Source organism: Dysgonomonas reticulitermitis (assembly GCF_054601275.1).
Genome location: NZ_BAAHWU010000056.1, coordinates 1 through 19,663 on the forward strand (window position 1 = coordinate 1; position 19,663 = coordinate 19,663).

The following is a 19,663-nucleotide window of genomic DNA, read 5'->3' on the forward strand; positions in this document are numbered from 1 at the left end:
AAGATTTACTGTCGAAATCAGAAATCTGATGATATCAATGATTGTCGTGGAATGTGGGGGAGACCCTTCCATTTTCTTTAAAACGTAGATAAAAAAGTGATCGAAATTTCTTCCGACCACTTATGGAAACAAGCCGCTTATCGTCTTTTGTAATTATCCTGTCATTTGTTTTATCATTCATGGCTTTTTCCTTTCGTTGAGTTTATAATGAGGGTATCCACATCTTCCGGCCTGTAAAATATTTTCCTGTTGATTTGTGTATAGGGCAGCGTACCGTTTGTACGCAATGTTTGCAGGGTGCGCGGGCTGATGTTCAGTATCCGACATACATCCTGGTTGTCGTACCACTTTTTTAATTTCCGCTCACCCAGCCGTTCGCAAAGTGCCGTTACCTTCCCAACGAACATTTCCAGCCGGAACAGCAGTTCGTTGAATGTTTTTTCGTCGATAGTTATCGTACTCATAAATATCCTGTTTTTTTGGTTTGTCGCAGGCAAAGCTATACGGATTACAGCTATAAATACAATGGAGGGAGCGTAAGCGTCATCATCCGTCATTATATGTCATACCCGCGGTACACTATAACCAAAATCCATATTCCCGAACTTTACAGGATAAAAAGCAATATAAATACAAAAACTTATGGAAACAATTACAGTTAACGCGGAGGAATGGAACGAACTGGTTCGTAAAATCAATCTCATAGCTGAATTTATCGGACAGCTTGCAGGGCAGCTTCCTGCCGATGACAATACATGGATGGACGAGGCACAGGTTTGCGGTTATCTGAAGGTCAGCACGAAAACTTTACAACGCCTACGAAACAGCGGGGATATAAAATACTCCACCATCGCAAAAAAGCATCATTACAAGGCAGGCGACATAAAAGCGTTGATGGAAAGGAGAGCGGTCAAAAGCGGCAGGGAACGGCTGGAAGAGTTAAGAAACTCTTGCAGGAAACGTTTTGGAGAATAGAAAGCACACACACCGAAGGAGATAACTGATGAAATCATCAAAAGGATATATTGAAAATCAGGACTTAGCACGATTGGCTGACAATTTTCATATCGTTTCAGAAGTTTCAACAGGACTTTGATCCTGCATCATTATAGTTTATCGACTAAACAGTAAACGATATGAAGTTTTGTTTATTCGCGGGGATTATCACCTTTTTCTGGTTGAATCTCATTTTCAATTGTATCTTTGCTAAGTACTTGGTACAAGGGAAGCATTTTTATTTGTTGTTTTGCAATTACAAAATTAACGCTTCCGTATTTTTTACTTTAATTTAAAAGTCAAGATGACTGACTTCTTCATGTTTTCACTTTCAATTTTGGGGCAATAGAACTTTTTTACATATTGCCATTGAGTTTCTATTAAGTCTGTTGGATACATATTTCTTTTAGTTTAGTCACTTCAAAGAAAATAATCCTTAACCAATAATGGAACCCCGTGTTTTAGAGTTTATATTGAACAAGAGTTTATTTTATATGATTATCAAGTATTTACAAAACAATATATTTTTTAATATGATGAAAATAAGTAGTTTGAAATTTTAATATTATAACTAATTGATAATCATTAGTCTCAAAGTTTATTACTATATAATGTCTATTATTTCTAAATTAATTTAAAACAGACTCTAATTTTTATTCAGCAAAAATTTATAATTTTATATCCTATTCAAGTTCTAATTTGATGTTAAAAGAAGAATCAGGATATATCAGAGATTTATCTACAGGTAATCATAAAGCATTTGATTACTTATTTTTGCAATATTATCCAAAGGTCAACTATTTCATACAACATATAGTAAAGTCTCGTGAGGCAGCGAAAGATTTGTCGCAGGACATCTTTGAAAAGATATGGATAAACCGAGAGCAAATATCTCAAGTTGAATCTTTTAATTCTTACATTTTTCGTATGGCTAAAAATTCTGCCCTGAATTATTTAGAACATTTGCAAATCAAGTCAGAATACGAAACCAGCTATCAATACCATGATAATAAACTGTCGATAGAAGAAGAAATCGATATTAGGGATTTAGAGTTGTTGATTAAGTTAGTTGTAGAAAGTATGCCTGCACAAAGAAAGAAAATATTCAAACTTAGCAGGGAACAATACCTTAAAAACAAGGAAATCGCGGATATGCTGAATATATCGGAGAAAACCGTGAAAAATCACTTAACCTTAGCTTTAAAAGAGATTAGAGAAGCTATTTTGGTCGCGCTTCTGATTTTTTTTCATTTCAATTAGGACTAAACACATTTTCACCTGTCTTCTATATAAAAAGGATTTTAACTTTTTATTGAAGGAAGTATGTCCAAGACAAAAAATATATTAAAGAAATATTTTGAGAACTTTTATCCAAAAGAAGTTCAGTCGCTTTTTGTTTCCTGGTTAAAGCGCAAAAAGAACAATCCGGAAATTGAAGAAACGCTCGAAGAAATATGGAACGATATAAACGTTTCAGCAGATAGTCTGACCCACAGCGAATTGAATGCGGTAAAAGAAAAATTAGGAATATTACAACCAGCAAAGCCCAACTATAGATATAAATTGAACAGAATAGTAGTTTATATCTCGGCAGCATGCATATCCATCTTAATCATATCGGTATTCCTGATTTCGAAGTCAGGGGCAACATATCCTGACAGGGAAAATATCTTAGCTCAACTTAGTGCGGTTAATATCGACTCTGTTGAAGCGACAACCATTGTAGCTGGAAACATTATAACCACCACGGAAGACAATGATTCAATAAGACAGACAAAAGAAGGAGGAATCATTATTAATGAAAAAGAAGAAGTCGGTTTTAATGATATTAATTCTGAATTAGTACAGGTTATAGTACCTAAAGGAAAACGTTCCCAGGTACGCTTTAATGATGGGACTACGGCATGGTTGAATTCAGGAACAAAACTGGTCTATCCCAGAAAATTCAACGATAAAAGAAGAGATATTTATATCGACGGAGAACTTTATCTTGAAGTAGCCAAGGATATTGATCGCCCTTTCGTTGTCAATACTAAAAATATGAACATCAAAGTACTGGGTACACAGTTCAATATCAGGTCTTATGCGGAAGAACCAGAACAATCCGTTGTACTGGTTGAAGGAAAAGTTGAAGTCGAATCCATAGACAAGAAATCTAAAGAAACGTTAAAGCCAAATCAGGCTATTTTCTACAGGGGTAAGACAATAGTGAAAAAAGAAGTAGACATTAATAGCTATATATGTTGGAAAAACGGGGAATTAAGACTTGACGGCGAATCTTTGAGAACAATATTTGACAGGTTGTCAAAGCATTATAATATCAGTATTGTATACAAAGGAACGAATGAAAATAAGCAATATAAAGGAAAATTACTTTTAGGCAATTCCATAGAAGATGTATTAAATGCTATTGCTATAAAAGTAGAATTTACATTCAAAGAGAAAGGCGATACAATATACATATATAAAAACGGAATATGAACAGTCCTGATTTAACCTAAAGCCTATTGTGAAATTTAAGGACGATTACATACTAATAAGATGTTCAACCTAAAACTAAAAATTATGGAAATATAAAAGAATATTAGGATCAAATAAAGAAGGACCATATGATATTGCGACTATCATATGATCCCAAGACGATTTCATCAACGCTTGTGCAAAATGTTAATTAAAATCATTCCAAATTTATGAAAAAAAACACAAATCTAAATATTAATAAAAGTATATTTTGGATAATCATGAAGCTGAATCTTATTATTCTTATAGTTTTCTATACATCCGGAATGCTTTATGCCAACAAATCTTACGGACAAAATGTGCTGATACATTTAAAAAACACAAATCTGGAAACAGTATTCAATGAGATAGAAAAACAGACCGGATATGCCATTTTTTATGAAAAGAATATTTCTGCATCTACTTTTAATGCTGATTTCCATAATATAAGCTTAGACAAGGTGCTAACTAATGTTTTAAAACCTTTTAATTTAAGCTATCTTCAAAAGGACAAGCAAATTGTTATAATCGAAGATAAGGCATATAGTGAACAAAAAAGTCCGGAGCTTGTCGAAGAGCAAAACCAGGGAAAGACAATAAGGGGTACTGTAAAGGACAGAAACAATGAACCCTTAATCGGCGCGTCCATTACCGTCAAAGGCAATACTAAAACAGGAACTGTCACCGATATAGATGGAGCCTTCAAGCTAGATATACCTGACGGGGATGTAACGATTATTATTACATATCTGGGTTATGAAACAGTTGAAACCCCTGTGGATAAGCAGGTAGAATTTAATATAATTCTACGTGAAAAAGAGTCGTTGCTAAAAGAAGTCGTTGCTGTAGGCTATGGGACACAGGTAAAACAGAATCTGACAGGCTCTGTCGAAGTCATAAGTCCTAAGAGCCTGAAGGACAGGCCTGCGACAAACACGTCTCAACTTTTACAAGGTACTGTTTCAGGAGTGAATTTCACGTATAACAATTATGGAGCTGAACCAGGAGCCCCCTTGTCATTAACTATCAGGGGGCAAGGAAGTCCTTATGTAATTATTGACGGTGTAGTTGGAAACCTGAATATGATTAACCCTAACGATATAGAGAACATTTCCGTTCTAAAGGATGCCGCAGCCTCTGCAATATATGGGGCGCGTGCGCCGTATGGGGTTGTATTGATCACCACAAAATCCGGGAAAAATAATCAAAAGATACGTGTCGACTTTTCAGCTAATGCATCCTTCACAAAAGTCATAAACAAACCGAAGCTTGTAGATTCCTACACGTTTGTAAGAGCGATGAATGAAATGCATGATAATCAGGGTGTGGCCAGGCTTTTCAATCAGGAAACAGTATATAGGATCATTGATTATATAAATGATCCTACCCTTCCCCAAACAATACCAGATCCGAATAACCCGAACAAATGGCTGGAATACCAATATGCGAACGGAAATAATGATTGGATAGATATTCATTATGGAGCAGGAATGAGAAATCAGGAGAATTTGTCGCTCAGTGGAGGCGGAGACAAGATATCTTTTTTCATTTCAGCAGGACATGCATATGAAAAAGGGCCATTCCGTTATGGAACGGATAATTATAGGCGTACTAACTTTAATTCCAGATTAGACTTTAATTTAACCAAATGGTGGACAGTCTCATCAAATACAAGAATAGTGGAATCTGTCAGAAAATTTCCTAACGGCGATAATGATGGCAGTTACAGGACTATGATTCACCATATCATAAGGTCGCAGCCACAGGATTATCTCAAATCTCCTAATGGATATTACTCGCTACGGTCCCGTATTCCTAATATGGAAGCTGGGGTTGAGCATACGACCAATAGGGGGCTTGTACAGCGTTTGGCAACAGAAATTACACCTGTTAAAAACTGGAAAATTAATGCCGACTATGCAATAGATTTTTTGTATACAGACTTTGATAATACAAAGCCGGTCGTATATTTGGATAATGTAGACGGTACTTTGTATCCTCTCCCGTCAACACTGCCGAGTTCGATAACAAAAAGCAAGGCACATACTAACTACCAGTCGTATAATATTTATACCTCTTATGAGGGGAGAATTAAAGAGACTCATAATTTTAAAGTTATGATCGGTTTACAGCACGAATCAAACAGCTACGACAAGCTGCAAGGAGCCAAGAAAGATTTGATAACCCCGAACGTACCTTCTATAACGACTGCGACTGGAGAACAAACGTCAACTGATAATATGACGCACTGGTCGACATTGGGATATTTTGCTCGCCTGAATTATGATTATAAAGGAAAATACCTGTTCGAAACCAATGTACGTTATGACGGTACATCCAAATTTACCAAAGGAAACAGATGGGGAGCATTCCCTTCTTTTTCTGCCGGATGGAATGTATCCCGTGAAAATTTCTGGGAATCTATATCAAATTATGTCAACAGCTTTAAAGTGAGAGCTTCATGGGGCCGTCTTGGAAATCAGGATGTCAACGCTTATCAAGACCTTCCTTTACTTTCTATTAATTCGCAATTGCCATGGATAATCAATGACAATCGTCCGACCTATGTTACTGGGCCCAATTTGGTTAACGAAAACCTTACATGGGAAACGTCAGAAACTGCCAACCTTGGTATTGACCTTGGATTCTTCAATAACAGACTGCAAGTAACAGCGGATATCTATCAAAGGCTAACGTTTAATCGATTGGGCCCTGCAGAAGCCTTGCCAGCTGTTTTAGGAGCATCAATGCCTCAAAAAAATAACGCAGAACTCAGGACTCGTGGTTGGGATTTGTCGTTGTCATGGAGGGATAACCCAAGTAAAGACTTCTCATATTCGGTAACAGCAATGCTTTTTGACTATAAGTCCGTATATGCTAAATATAATAATCCGACAGGTATCCTTTCGTCAACATACGAAGGCCAAGAATCAGGTACTATTTGGGGCTATAAAACTCTAGGGCTGATACAGACACAAGAACAGGCGGATGAAATAAACGCGACTGGAAGCCAAAATTTTATCAGTGCGCAAACATGGAGAACGGGGGACGTAATGTACGCCGACCTGAATGGAGATGACAAGATTGATAAAGGGAAAAATACGATTGATGATCATGGAGACTGGACAATTATAGGAAACACCACTCCCCGGTATCAGTTTGGATTAACCTTTACGGCTACTTGGAAAGGCTTTGATATGAAAGCTTTTTTTCAGGGAACTGCTAAGCGTGATTTTTGGCTCGATGGAAATGTGTTCTGGGGTTTCAGGCAATGGAATCAAAGTTCTTTATTCCCTCATCATATGGATTATTACAGAGACGCCGAAGGCGACCTTTTTTCCGGCTTGGGTGTGAATACCGATGCTTATTTTCCAAGACCTTACAGTAATGCTACTACGGATGCAAAAAATAAGCAACAGCAAACGAGGTATCTGCAAGATGGATCATATATAAGATTAAAAAATCTTCAGTTTGGATATACATTGCCTCAGTCGTTGCTAAAAAAAATTAATATTCAAGATATGAGAATATATGTATCGGGAGAAAATATCTGGACAAAAACGAGTTTGTCTCCCGGTTTCGATCCCGAAACTGCAAATATGGGAGAGTTGGGAAACGGGAAATCTATGTTTACACAGGCCGTTTATGCTGTTGGGTTGAATGTTTCATTCTAAAAAAAATATTGAAATGAAAAATATTAAAATATATTTACTGCTGTTGTTGGGAACAAACGTATTGTTTTTTACTTCATGTGAAGATCTTTTAGATAAAGATCCGCTAACCGAGATTAGTAACAATGCCTATTGGAAGACCGCTTCGGATCTTAATGGTTACGTTCTGCAATTTTATCCTTCATTTCCTACAATTGGAGGAGTTGGAAATTATACAGGAATGTTAAGTTGGGATGCTACCAGAGGTACCGATACTCAAATAACGGCATCACCGAATACCTTTATGAATGGCGCAAGTTCTGCCGTGACCACTGCCGGCGGTATTGATGCCGTTAATTCATCGACATGGTCGTGGGGAAAGATTCGCAATATAAATACATTTTTTGACAATTATACGAAATGTGAAGATCCCTTAAACTCGTATGCCCACTATCTAGGAGAAGCACATTTTTTTAAAGCATGGTTCTATTTCGAAAAAGTAAGAGACTATGGCGATGTTCCTTGGTATACAAATGCGTTGGAATTAACATCCGAAGGGCTGTATGCCGGACGCAACCCTCGTACCCAAGTTGTAGACTCCATTCTATGGCACTTGGATCAGGCCTTTGAACACCTGAATCTTTTAAGCGCAGTCAATGGAGGAAACAATCGTTTGAGTAAAGAGGCTGCACTACTGTTTAAGTCAAGGGTTGCTCTTTACGAAGGGACTTGGCAGAAATACCACAAAGGAACAGACTTTGCTACTCTTGGCGCCGATCCTAATAAATATTTTAGGATAGCGGCGGATGCCGCGGAAAAACTGATTGATGGTGCAGAGTATACCAAGGGTATATACTCAGGTAACGATTATGAAGAAGTCTACAACCGGATGTTTTCTCTCATCGATCAAAGTAATAATAAAGAAGTAATATTATGGCGCAAATTTAATAATTCTCTGGGTTCCAGTCATCAATTTCAGACTTATGTATCGGGCAGGACGGGCGGTATATCTGTAACATTGCAACAAATTCAGCATTATCTTAAACGCGACGGACAACCGTACGATTATATTATAACCGGAAAAACGACAAAAGGTAGCGCTTTCCTTACCAAAATAGGTACTGACTGTGATCCTCGCCTGTCCCAGTTAGTCTGGGTGCCCGGTAAGGTTATGTATGGCTCAGCAATATTCTCAAAGCCTTATCTCGATAAATCCGGAGAAGATCTGAACAATACAGGATTCCAATACCGAAAAGGAAATGACCCTACATCTCCGCAAGCCGGACCCGTCTATGATTCTAGCTGTGAAACCGGCAGTATTGTCTTTAGATATGCTGAAGCTTTGCTTAACTATGCTGAAGCTAAAAGCGAACTGGGTGAAGTTGCAAATTATGCAAAATCCCTGAATCTACTCCGCAAGAGAGTTAATATGCCTGACTTCAATGTTAAGAGCGACCCATATTATGCTGATTACTCAGACTATGGCTATATTATTTCCAACGAGCTTAGGGAAATCCGTCGTGAACGTACGGTCGAATTAGCTTGTGAAGGATACAGGTATGACGACATCAGGCGTTGGGCTGCACACAATTTGCTTAAAGGTAAAAGTCCAAAAGGTTATCCGTTAAATAATTCGGAGTGGGGAACGACTACGATAAGCTATAGAGTTGACGGAAACGGCTTTCTGGAACCTTATGCTACCCAACTGCCTAATGGCTATGGATTTAAAGAAAACAGAGATTATCTGCGCTGCATACCTCTGAATGAAATTGTTCTAAATCCTAATTTAAAGCAAAATCCCGGATGGGATCAATAGACAAATTTATAAATTTAAATTTAATTCGTACTAAAATGAAAGCAAAAGAACAAATGATGATTGTAGCTGCTCATAGATGTAACGAAATTAGTAAATTGAGCGCTGCCATAGATTATGGAATAGAAAATTTTGAAGTGGATATTCATGTCCAAGTTATAGATGGGGTTCCTACACTGATGATTGGTCACGAAATCGCAACAGCTACGGGGCAAACTTTTGAAGACTATATAGGTGATCTGATGTCCATGTATCCTGAGTTCAAGTTTTTATGGTTAGACATGAAAGATTTGAAAAGTATAGACAATGAAGCTTTGATAAAAGAGGTACTTAATAAATTAGATGATAAATACAGTATAAAACATCGGGTTTTGGTCGAAAGCCAATATATACAGTATTTGACGTCATTTGCAAATGAAGGATGGACTGTCAGTTTTTATTGTAGTTGGAGTAGTTTGCAAGGAAAAACACCTGAGCAACAAAAAGTTATTTGTGACGAATGGTTACAATCCATGCAAAAATATAATGTTGATGGAATTAGTTTTGATGCTACAGTTTATGAAGTGATAAGAGATAATTTCGCAGGTAAAACGGTCAATGATCGCATTGTCAAGCAATATTCATGGGATCTTTCTTTATCATATACCACTCCGGATCTTGACGAAAAATTACAAAAATACACTTCTCTGTCAGTGCTTCTTATTGTTTTTTCAGCAAAGATTACAAAAAAAATAATAACAGATGTTGAATTTGCAGAAAATGGTGTTGCAACCAATATGGGAGAACCCATAGACTCTTTGCCTGTCCAGCCGGGAGTTAACAAAATTGAAACGCAATACAACAGCACATACAATAAATATGAGGCAAAATTTGATGGTACTAACTTTTTTTATATCCCGTATCAGAAGGACGATATTATCGGTAATGCTTTATCCAGTGGCAAATTTTCTATGGAATTGCTGTTTACCCCTGATGAAGGAGGCAACCCGTTTGCTTCCATGGAATACGGAGGATTAGGGTATGAATTGACAAAAGCGGGAGATTTGGAATTTTGGTATAATGCAGATAACAAATATGTATTACCTGGTGATAGTTTTAAAACCAAAGTTCAGTTAGGGGAAAATATATACTACCATGTTTTTGTTACTTATAACGGAACGGTATTTAAATTGTATGTCGATGGAACCAAAATAAAAGAAGAAGCTGTATCTGGACAATTTACTTTTCCTCAACAGAACCAGTCGCCACAACTCCTTTTTGGAATAGGCGCTGACTATATTGATAAATCAACGTTGTCTTTTCAAAATCCGTTTACCGGTAGAATCATACATGCCAAGCTCTACGATGAGGTACTTAATGAGCTGGAAATCAAAAGGATTACAGAAAGCGCAATACCACAATTAATTACAGATGTTGAGTTTGCAGAAAATGGCGTTGCAACCAATATGGGAAAACCCATAGACTCCTTACCTGTTCAATCCGGTGTTAATAAAATTGAGACACAATACAACAGCTCATACAACAAGTATGAAGCAAAATTTGACGGTACCAATTTTTTCTATATTCCGTATTCTAAAGACGATGTGATTGGTGATGCAATACAAAATGATTTTTCAATGGAACTGTTGTTTACTCCTGATGGAGGAATCAATCCGTTTGCCTCTATGGAGTATGGTGGTTTGGGATATGAATTGACAAAAGCGGAAGATTTGGAATTCTGGTATAATATGGATGGTCAATATGTTTTACCCGGTGAAGATTTCAAGACTGGAATTCAATTAGGAAAAAACATATACTATCATGTTATTGTAACATACGACGGTATAACATTCAAAATGTATATCGACGGTATAAAAGTGAAAGAAGAAAGCGCTTCTGGACAATTCACTTTTCCTCGACAGAACGAGTCTCCTCAACTCCTTTTGGGAATAGGCGCCGACTATGTTGACAGACCGATCATTACCCTGCAAAGCCCGTTTATTGGTAAAATCGTACATGCGAAAATATATAGGGGGGCACTTAGCGAATGGGCCATTAAAAATCTCACGGAAAATATCTCCAAAAGGAATGAATAATCTGAATTTTGGATTTATTTGATGTATTGTTTTGAGGGCGATTCTTGTGTGTCATGTTTTACAAAATACATGAAAGTCGCCCTACAAACAGATGTTATCATGTAATTTTCTTATTTTTATGTTTATTAAAATGAAACACGCCATTGTGCTCGTTCTGTTCTTTCTGTCAATGAACATGTCGGCACAAAACGATACTTCCATTATTCGCATCGGTCTGATTGCAGATATTCAATATTGTGATTGTGATAAATCAGGGAACAGATATTATAGAAACACATTGCAAAAACTGGTTGAATGTGTTGACGACCTGAATGGAAAAGAGGTACAGTTTACCATTAATTTAGGTGATTTGGTAGATAGGGATACCCCCCGCAATATAGATTCTGTACTTATCCGTTTGGATAAATTGGATGCGGTAGTATATAATCTGACAGGGAACCATGACTATGGAGATGTGCAAGATAACGACCAACTCTATAAACGACTGAATATGCCCGGAGAATATTATTCTTTCAACAAAGGCAACTGGCATTTTATAATGCTCAACACAAATGAGATTGCATCGTATGCCAATGTAAAAGGGACGGAAAAGGATGTCGAATTAGCTGAAATGCTGCAAAAGATAAAAGACCAGAAGCGTCCAAACGGAGCCAGTTACAATGGAGGAATAAGCAAAAAACAAATGCAGTGGCTCGAACAAGAACTGAAAAAATCGCAACAGGATTCTGTAAATACGCTGATATTTTCGCATCATCCTCTTTATGGAGTTAAAGGTTTAACGGCCCTGAATGATATAGAAATAATAGATCTTTTATCGAAATATCCTACAACTGTAAAAGGTGTGATTAGCGGGCATCATCATGCCGGAGCATTTGGCGTTTATAAAGATATACCTTTTATCACCACCGAAGGTATGGTAGAAACAGAATCTATCAATGCCTATGGAATTGTAACAATATATCCGGATAAAATAGAACTGGAAGGAAAAGGCAGTACCAAATCCCGCACAATCTTATTAAATGGAAATTAGATGTTCTTGTTTGTTTTTAACCCTATAATTATAATATAGGGTCTTGACAAACAATAATTTTTTCCTCATAACTCATTAAAATATTAAAGATGAAAAAGATAAAAATCCTGTTCATCCTATCCTTTGTACTTTCTTCATATTCATATGCTCAATATCCTCAAAAAATACAGAATTCTCACAGAATTCTCGCCTTAAATATAGATAACCTGAATCGAACATTAGAAGAGGATATTGATAAATATGAAAGAATAATATTAAATTCCAACTCTGAAATTGTATTGCTTGAATGTACCGGTAGCAAAACGACTGATGACTTGGGTAATGGTATTGTAGACAGGATAGCCAAAGGAACAAAGATGCGTGTAAATTTTGTCCTGTCGGAAGGAAATATACATGGACTATTGACAAAAGAGCAGCCGATTTCAATAAAAGATACACTCTTTGATGATAACCGGGTTTCTGTAATAGAACTCGGGAGATCAGTGCTAGTTTGTCCTTTTGGGACACTATCGGCAGATAATGGAAAGCTGGTGGAAAAAATAACCGATGGATGCAGTGCTTACGACAAGCCTGTATTGTTATTTACATTTTCGGATTTTGCGCAAGAGTCTCAAACCATGAAGTTATTATTGAAAAATTGGAATTATCTCAATAATCCAGGGAACAACCAGTCAGGAAGCGCTTTAGGTACTTATATTTTTGGATACACGAAGCAAGGCGAGGTATATTCAAAAGTACAATCAGGTATAGTTGATATTAGCGAAGATGTGGGAACTCAACGTTCTACATATCTCGATCTACGTTACAAAACCAAAGCAATGGATATAATGGGGACTATTCCCTATTTGCAAAATCCAAACGAAAACGAAGTATCCGTAATGTGGCTCACAAATGTTCCGTGTAGAAGTTGGATTGAATATGGGACGGACTCTGTGGACATGAAGCGTGTTTATAGTTCTATAGACGGAGTAATGATCGCGAATAATAAGGTGAACCGAATCCGTTTGACAGACCTGAAACCTGCCACAAAATATTATTATAGAGTCGTATCTCAGGAAATAACGGTATACTCCAGCTATTACAAGGAATTTGGCGATACCGTTAGGTCAAGTATAAAATCATTTTCCACTTGGGATAAAAACAGGACAGACTTCAGGATGATCGTATTTAACGATGTACATCGGAATTTCAATATGTTTAAGAAATTATTCAGTCATGTAAATAAAGAACCTTATGATCTGGTGGTCTTCAATGGAGACTGTTTCGATGATTTGGAAAGAGAAGGAGATTTGACCGGTAGTTTATCGACTTATACGTCTGTTATTAAGAATGATGAGATACCATCTGTTTTTATCAGGGGAAATCACGAAAATAGGGGACAATATTCTTTATGCCTCAGAGATTATGTAGAACAGATGAATAACACTCCTTATGGAGCTTTTAGTTTAGGCGACACGCGCTTTGTGATATTAGACACGGGAGAAGATAAGCCTGACAATTTTTGGGTATACTATGGCATGAATGATTTTACACAATATAGAATCAATCAGGCAAAATTCTTAAAAAAAGAATTGGCTTCAAACGAATTTATTAACGCAAGAAAAAGAATACTTATCCATCATATTCCTCTATGGGGAAATCGTGGTAAATATGAACCATGTGCGGAATTATGGAATCCAATATTACATAATGCACCTTTCGATATAGCTCTAAATGGACATATTCACACTTTTAGATATATCAGGAAAAATGAGATGGGCAATACATATCCGGTTGTTATCGGAGGTGGAAAAACAGATTCTACTTGTACCATTATTATTGTGGATAAGAAAGGTACAGAGATGGCTATTCGTGTTCTGGATATAAACGGAAATGTTCTGTTGGAATTGGAATGTAATTAATATCAATTAACTAAATAAAATAACTAATAAAAATAAAATTATGAAACCTACATCATTTAAATTTTTGTCATTTTTTATCATATCGCTTTTCTCTATTTTTCCGTTTATCTCTTGTAGTGATGATAAGGACGATGACGGACTTAAAATAAAGTATTTCATCCTAAGTTCTGAAATTCTCGAGCTTGATATAGAAGCATCGGAAGGTGTCATAGACGTTAAGACTAATTTGCCGGGGATTACCGTTAATGTTGAGGATAGTTGGTGCAAAGCCGTGTTGAACGGAACAGAACTTAAAGTAAAGGTTGAAGAATTTAATGGAGATGCGGACGAACGAAACACTAATGTTACCCTAAAAGCCGGTAATGAGACCAAGACTCTCAAAGTAACTCAAAGCGCCTTGTCTGATCAAAAAATTAAAATTGCCAGTGCTACGGCAGAATATTCACATTCGGCAAATGGAATTGAGTTTTCATTTGACAATGATCTTGATACATATTTCATGTCACACTGGACTCAAACTATATTTCCTTTTGATGTTATATACAATTTCGATGATATTAAGAAAATAGACTTCTTTATTTATCAACCAAGGCCTGGAGGGGAGAAAAAAAATGGACTGTTAGGAAAACTTGAAGTATGGTATGCAACTAAAGAAAATCCCGGATTTACTAAATATAAGGATTATGATTTCGAAACAGCTCCTGATGTCCGGAAAATAGAATTCATTCCGGCATTAACCAATCCGACTCAGATCAAATTTGTCTTGTACAAGGGGTATGGAACCGGTACATATGCAGCGATAGGGGAAATGGAATTCTATAGGGCAGGTAAGAAGAAATAACTTATTGTGTTCTTATTTCGGGAATGTTGCAAAATAAACCTTAATATCATAGAGACTTGTTCTTGCAAGATTAGCTATAAAGTATCATACGAAAATATAAAATAAAGATGAAGAAAATATCGATATTATTAATCTTAACTATATGTGTTCTTTTTTTACACACGTCCTGTAATTCAGATGATGAGATTAGCCTCAAAGGTTTCTACATAGAATTTGGCTCAGACTCGCTTGTTTTTAATAAAAACGCTTCACAGGAGATAATTATACTTGAAACTAATATGCCGCAAATTCTTGTTGAAGTCCCTGTTGATTGGTGCGAGGCCACATTAAATGGATATGACCTTACCATAAATGTTGAAGCAAATATAGATATAAGCAGGGATACGGAAATTACAATAAAAGGCAAGACTGTAATTAAAACAATTAAGATAAATCAGAAGGGGATAAATACTCCTCCAACAGGATCTATTCCCGACGATGTTTTAATTCCGGTTTCAAGTGCTTCGGCATCATCTTTTCACTCGGCGAATCCGATTGAATTATCGTTCGACGGCGACTATGATACATATTTTATGACGCATTGGACACAGGCAACGTTCCCTGTTGAGGTAATATATAACTTCAATAATGTGGAAGCTATGGATTATTTCATTTACTATCCCAGACCTGGAGGTGCAAATAAAAATGGGCTCTTGGGAGAGTTTGAAGTGTGGTATGCGACAGAAGGTAACCCTGCATTTACCAAACTTGATAATTTCGACTTTAAAAACTCGCCTACATCGGTGAGAATAAACTTCGCTTCGAGATTAATAAAACCTACACAAGTTAAATTTGTCTTATATCGTGGTTATGGATCAGGTACTTATGCTGCAATTGGGGAAATGGAATTTTATCGGCGTAATCCTGAAGCTTTCGACTGTTTATCGGTCTTTACGGATTATTCATGTTCGGAACTAAAAGATGGTATTACGTTGTCTGCAATCGAAAATATTAGCGATCCATTTTTTAAGTATCTGGCAACAGAAATATATAATAAAGATTACGATTCAGAATTCAGGATACAGGAGTATAAGGCGTATCAACATCCGAGTATAATGGCTGCAATAAATAAGACAAGCACATACAGTTTGCTTGATAATCCTACGGGAATATATGTGGATGCCAACGAAGAACTGATTGTTTTAGCAAATGATCCCGGGATAAGTAATGTCTCTTTACAGATAATTGATCTGGCGAACGGCTATGGCTCAAGTTCATCGTATGGTATCTCAAAAGGAGTAAATAAAATAAAAACGGCATCGAAAGGATTAGCATATGTGATGTACCATACCAATACAGGCAACGAGGCGTCGATAAAATTAAATATTGTTACAGGCAAAGTTAATGGATACTTCGACAGTAAGAAACATAATAAAGAAGACTGGGGGCGATTGCTGGAAAAAGCAACCGATACTTATTTCGACGTATTAGGACAATATTCGCACCTGACCTTTCCCGTTGCCGATTTTAAAAGATATACTCCTGACGGAAAGGCGCTCATCGATAAATATGATGAATTAGTTTATCTTGAGATGGAATTCATGGGCCTTGTGAAATATGGAAAAATGTTTAAAAACAAGATGTATTTCCATATTGATTATGGTACCACACTCATGTATGCTACAGCCTACCGTACGGCATATAGAGCTAGTACGATGGCGACTATGTGCAATTTGTCCACACTCACCGCCAGTTGCTGGGGACCGGCTCACGAAGTGGGGCATGTAAACCAGACACGTCCGGGGATGAGGTGGCAAGGCATGACTGAGGTGACGAATAATATACATTCTCTTCATGTTCAGACTACATTTGGAAACACATCGCGCCTTGTAATAGATAATGTTTACGTAAAAGCTTTTACAGGAAGCAATTCAATAATAAACGCACGAACTGCTTTTGCCGAGAGCACAGATGTATTTGAACAACTTATTCCGTTCTGGCAACTGAAATTGTACCTTATGGATGCGCTGGGAAGAAGTGAATTTTATAAGGATGTTTATGAGCATTACAGAACCACTCCCGTATTGTCAGCCACACAGTTGACAGATGGCGTATATCAGCTGGATTTTATCAGAACGACATGTAAGATAGCCAACCTTGATTTAACCGATTTTTTTGAGGTATGGGGATTTCTACGCGCAGTTAATATTGAAATTAACGATTATAACACGGTAAAGTTAACAATTACACAGCAACAAGTTGATGATCTTAAAGCCGAGATTGCGGCAAAAAATTATCCGAAGCCAAAACATTCAAATATCCATTTAATTACAGATCTCAATGTATCGGATTATAAAAATTAATAATATTTTAAGAAGAGAATTCTTATTCAAGTATATCGTATGATGATTATAAGCTAGTATCTCTACGACTGTACATCATCTATGAGTGAGAAACACCTCTGGCGAAATGCTCCTCCTTAACATTATGAAGACAGGGGAAGCCCTGGTCGTAACGGTACTTCCCAAATCACCGGAAGTCAAAGACCCCGCGGCGGAGCAGCTGATCCCGCTGAACCTGAAAGGCAGCCCGCAGGAACTGGACGCAGGCTTTATCGAAGCCATACGGTCGCCGGTAACGAAATCGACCGGCCTGATGACCAACATGGCGGAATACGAAAAGTCGGTCGGGAAAGCCGAACAGGAATCAAAGGAGGTAAAAGACCGGCAGGATACAATCGATAAGCACGTCAGGGAAGCAGAAACCGCCGAAAAAGCGGGCAAGACGAAAGACGCGCTGGCGGCATACGCGAAGGCCCTTGAGCTGGATAAAACGAATACGAAAATCCGGCTGAAGATAAACAGCCTGAAAATAAAGGCCGCCGGATGCGGGGATATATTTTCCACCGCTGCACCGTCCATGCCCGTCAGGGAAGAATCCCCTGTAGAAGAGCCGGAGGAAGACGATAATCCTGGGGATGAGGACGAATAACTGTGTAACGGCCAACGCTAGTTTTAACAAATTCATTACTTATAACTTTAAACTTTAAAATTTAAAATTATGGCACTGAATATCACCACGGCAGTACGCGTATTTATCATCGACAAGCCGGGCATAGAGATACCCGACCCCGACCCTAAAATGTCGCTGGAAAGCGTGATGTCGCTTTATTCGGGCATGTACCCCGAACTGACCACCGCTACCATCCTCGGCCCCGAATACCGGGACGATAAGATTGTCTACCGCTTCAAATCCGTAATAGGGACAAAAGGATGAAAAAGCGATGCATACAAAGGAAAGAACTGTACAGACATCTGGGGCATATCCTCCTGAAAGAGTCGCGGCGGACGGACGTCTCACGGGGCGTAAGCCTCCAAAAGCGGATAAGGCCGCAGGCGGGAAGCCAGGAAATGATTTTCTGAAAACGATTTTCCGCCCTATCCCGGCAACGCAACGGAACCCGCTGTTTAACAGGAAGAATTACCGTTTTCTGTATGAGTCGGCAAGGAACTACTCGGATCTTTCGGGTAGTTCCTTCGGCTTGATACCGGATGACAAGGACTTTAGCGGGCTGTTCCGGTATTTTGAAAGCCTGCTCCCCAAAGGACAGCATTTATTGCTGACAGAAGAAAAAAGGAAGCTGTCGTTCAGGGTATGGTTCGGCTATGACTTTTTAATGGGCGAAGTCTTTTTCATTCCCATCCAAATACTGGACAAAACCGGAGGCGTCTTCAGGGATATACTCCTGTTATTTTTCCAACTGTTCCAACAAACGCATCACTTCCCCAAAAAGAAAGACCTGTACGATTATGAAATGATCGTGGACAGCTACCTGGAGGAATGGCGCGGACAGGACATCGACCCGGAGGCGCGTGATTTCCTGGCGGCTTACCAAAAAGGATATATCGACCACACCTTTTCGCTGGTATATCAAAAGCCCGGACATTCGATAGCCGGACTGGAAAAAATGATTAAAGGCTATATACCAAAAAGCAAACGGGAGAAAAGGCTGATAGCTTCCATCCGGCAGGGGATCAATATATTACGGATGAATAAAAATATTTTCAGTTATGTCCGCCGCCCGGCAGAAAACGACGATAATTTTTACGGACCGGATGATGACGACTACATCATCGAAGCGGAACGCCTGTTGCGCTTTGTGTATTCCGGCAACGATTATGTTTCCGAAAGCTTACTCGAATATATCAGTATGGCGAGCCAGGACAATGCCAACGACTATTTCCCGCGTAATTCCCTTGTCCTTTCACCGGATACGGACAGGCTGCTCGAACCGGATTTCATCGAGCGCTTCTTTACATGGCTTACTGAATTTATAAATATACTCTACGATTATGAATAAACTGAACGATATACTCGAACAGCGGCAGGTTCCAGAAATGGCCCTTGTCGTTTATAAAAACAGTAAGACCGGCGCGGCTTATATCGAATCGCACCGGATAAACGAAAAGGGACGGATGCTCGCCGGGCGCCCCCTGACGCTGAAATGCATCACGGAGCTTGCCGAGTCCTTCTCCGCGGAGCAGGGCAATACCCCGCATGGCAGGATACCCCCAAATATGCTATACTCCGATACCCGGAAAGGGCGTGAAAGATATGTCTGGTACAGCCCGCCCGGGAAAAGGATGATGTTCTTTTCAAAGAGCCTGAATATCAAAGACGGCAAATACCATCTGCCCGGCATTATCTACGATACGGACGGCGAGCGCCTCGATGTATATGCCTTTACGGAAGAAAGGCCGGAGGCAGGCAGCATCCTGTACAAAGCCCCGCTGTTCAACGTTACCGGGCAAAAGGTTTGCCTGGGTAACGCTAAGGTCAATTTTCCCGGCAATCCCACATTCGATGATTATACAGCATT

General features: G+C 38.3%; 15 protein-coding genes. 14 read left to right on the plus strand and 1 reads right to left on the minus strand.

Features of this window, described 5'->3' with window-relative positions; all coding sequences use genetic code 11:
- Positions 1-173 precede the first annotated feature (173 nt).
- Entirely contained in the window at positions 174-464 is a 291-nt protein-coding gene (locus ACYPZI_RS13745) for a helix-turn-helix domain-containing protein (RefSeq protein ID WP_459602585.1), read from the minus strand.
- A 178-nt stretch (positions 465-642) separates the two neighbouring features.
- Here ACYPZI_RS13745 and ACYPZI_RS13750 point away from each other — a divergent pair, with 178 nt between their 5' ends.
- From ACYPZI_RS13750 to ACYPZI_RS13815, 14 genes are all read left to right on the plus strand, one after another.
- On the plus strand, positions 643-975 hold the full coding sequence (locus ACYPZI_RS13750) for a helix-turn-helix domain-containing protein (RefSeq protein ID WP_459602559.1): 333 nt from the start codon (positions 643-645) through the stop codon (positions 973-975).
- A gap of 723 nt (positions 976-1,698) precedes the next feature.
- Positions 1,699-2,256 (plus strand): RNA polymerase sigma-70 factor, encoded by a 558-nt coding sequence (locus ACYPZI_RS13755; protein WP_459602561.1) that lies wholly within the window; start codon positions 1,699-1,701, stop codon positions 2,254-2,256.
- 63 nt (positions 2,257-2,319) lie between these two features.
- Positions 2,320-3,477: a FecR family protein gene (locus ACYPZI_RS13760; RefSeq protein ID WP_459602563.1), complete on the plus strand. Its 1,158-nt coding sequence runs from the start codon at positions 2,320-2,322 to the stop codon at positions 3,475-3,477.
- Between the two features lie 209 nt (positions 3,478-3,686).
- The gene (locus ACYPZI_RS13765; protein ID WP_459602565.1) at positions 3,687-7,169 is read left to right on the plus strand and encodes a SusC/RagA family TonB-linked outer membrane protein; all 3,483 of its coding nucleotides are present in this window, start codon (positions 3,687-3,689) and stop codon (positions 7,167-7,169) included.
- 13 nt (positions 7,170-7,182) lie between these two features.
- Positions 7,183-8,961, plus strand: a complete 1,779-nt coding sequence (locus ACYPZI_RS13770) for a RagB/SusD family nutrient uptake outer membrane protein (RefSeq protein WP_459602567.1) — start codon at positions 7,183-7,185, stop codon at positions 8,959-8,961.
- A 35-nt stretch (positions 8,962-8,996) separates the two neighbouring features.
- Positions 8,997-11,033 (plus strand): LamG-like jellyroll fold domain-containing protein, encoded by a 2,037-nt coding sequence (locus tag ACYPZI_RS13775; RefSeq protein ID WP_459602569.1) that lies wholly within the window; start codon positions 8,997-8,999, stop codon positions 11,031-11,033.
- A 130-nt stretch (positions 11,034-11,163) separates the two neighbouring features.
- A complete protein-coding gene (locus ACYPZI_RS13780; protein WP_459602571.1) occupies positions 11,164-12,063 on the plus strand; it encodes a metallophosphoesterase in 900 nt (299 codons plus the stop codon).
- A gap of 89 nt (positions 12,064-12,152) precedes the next feature.
- A complete protein-coding gene (locus tag ACYPZI_RS13785) occupies positions 12,153-13,964 on the plus strand; it encodes a purple acid phosphatase family protein (protein WP_459602573.1) in 1,812 nt (603 codons plus the stop codon).
- Positions 13,965-14,004: 40 nt separating this feature from the next.
- Complete coding sequence (locus ACYPZI_RS13790; RefSeq protein ID WP_459602575.1) at positions 14,005-14,805, plus strand: BACON domain-containing protein; 801 nt, start codon at positions 14,005-14,007, stop codon at positions 14,803-14,805.
- 278 nt (positions 14,806-15,083) lie between these two features.
- Positions 15,084-17,147: a M60 family metallopeptidase gene (locus tag ACYPZI_RS13795; RefSeq protein WP_459602577.1), complete on the plus strand. Its 2,064-nt coding sequence runs from the start codon at positions 15,084-15,086 to the stop codon at positions 17,145-17,147.
- A gap of 106 nt (positions 17,148-17,253) precedes the next feature.
- Positions 17,254-17,775: a PRTRC system protein E gene (locus tag ACYPZI_RS13800; protein ID WP_459602587.1), complete on the plus strand. Its 522-nt coding sequence runs from the start codon at positions 17,254-17,256 to the stop codon at positions 17,773-17,775.
- A 69-nt stretch (positions 17,776-17,844) separates the two neighbouring features.
- Positions 17,845-18,060: a PRTRC system protein C gene (locus ACYPZI_RS13805; RefSeq protein WP_459602579.1), complete on the plus strand. Its 216-nt coding sequence runs from the start codon at positions 17,845-17,847 to the stop codon at positions 18,058-18,060.
- Between the two features lie 7 nt (positions 18,061-18,067).
- Positions 18,068-19,144: a hypothetical protein gene (locus ACYPZI_RS13810; protein ID WP_459602581.1), complete on the plus strand. Its 1,077-nt coding sequence runs from the start codon at positions 18,068-18,070 to the stop codon at positions 19,142-19,144.
- Between the two features lie 37 nt (positions 19,145-19,181).
- Positions 19,182-19,663 (plus strand): PRTRC system protein B (locus ACYPZI_RS13815; protein ID WP_459602583.1); only part of this gene is annotated, 482 nt, incomplete at its 3' end.

Bases quoted from the DNA above. Each gene is read 5' to 3' on its own strand.
- ACYPZI_RS13745 (WP_459602585.1), bottom strand. From the start codon at position 464: ATGAGTACGATAACTATCGACGAAAAAACATTCAACGAACTGCTGTTC.
- ACYPZI_RS13770 (WP_459602567.1), top strand. From the start codon at position 7,183: ATGAAAAATATTAAAATATATTTACTGCTGTTGTTGGGAACAAACGTA.
- ACYPZI_RS13760 (WP_459602563.1), top strand. From the start codon at position 2,320: ATGTCCAAGACAAAAAATATATTAAAGAAATATTTTGAGAACTTTTAT.
- ACYPZI_RS13785 (WP_459602573.1), top strand. From the start codon at position 12,153: ATGAAAAAGATAAAAATCCTGTTCATCCTATCCTTTGTACTTTCTTCA.
- ACYPZI_RS13805 (WP_459602579.1), top strand. From the start codon at position 17,845: ATGGCACTGAATATCACCACGGCAGTACGCGTATTTATCATCGACAAG.
- ACYPZI_RS13775 (WP_459602569.1), top strand. From the start codon at position 8,997: ATGAAAGCAAAAGAACAAATGATGATTGTAGCTGCTCATAGATGTAAC.
- ACYPZI_RS13755 (WP_459602561.1), top strand. From the start codon at position 1,699: ATGTTAAAAGAAGAATCAGGATATATCAGAGATTTATCTACAGGTAAT.
- ACYPZI_RS13810 (WP_459602581.1), top strand. From the start codon at position 18,068: ATGCATACAAAGGAAAGAACTGTACAGACATCTGGGGCATATCCTCCT.
- ACYPZI_RS13790 (WP_459602575.1), top strand. From the start codon at position 14,005: ATGAAACCTACATCATTTAAATTTTTGTCATTTTTTATCATATCGCTT.
- ACYPZI_RS13750 (WP_459602559.1), top strand. From the start codon at position 643: ATGGAAACAATTACAGTTAACGCGGAGGAATGGAACGAACTGGTTCGT.
- ACYPZI_RS13795 (WP_459602577.1), top strand. From the start codon at position 15,084: ATGCCGCAAATTCTTGTTGAAGTCCCTGTTGATTGGTGCGAGGCCACA.
- ACYPZI_RS13765 (WP_459602565.1), top strand. From the start codon at position 3,687: ATGAAAAAAAACACAAATCTAAATATTAATAAAAGTATATTTTGGATA.
- ACYPZI_RS13800 (WP_459602587.1), top strand. From the start codon at position 17,254: ATGCTCCTCCTTAACATTATGAAGACAGGGGAAGCCCTGGTCGTAACG.
- ACYPZI_RS13780 (WP_459602571.1), top strand. From the start codon at position 11,164: ATGAAACACGCCATTGTGCTCGTTCTGTTCTTTCTGTCAATGAACATG.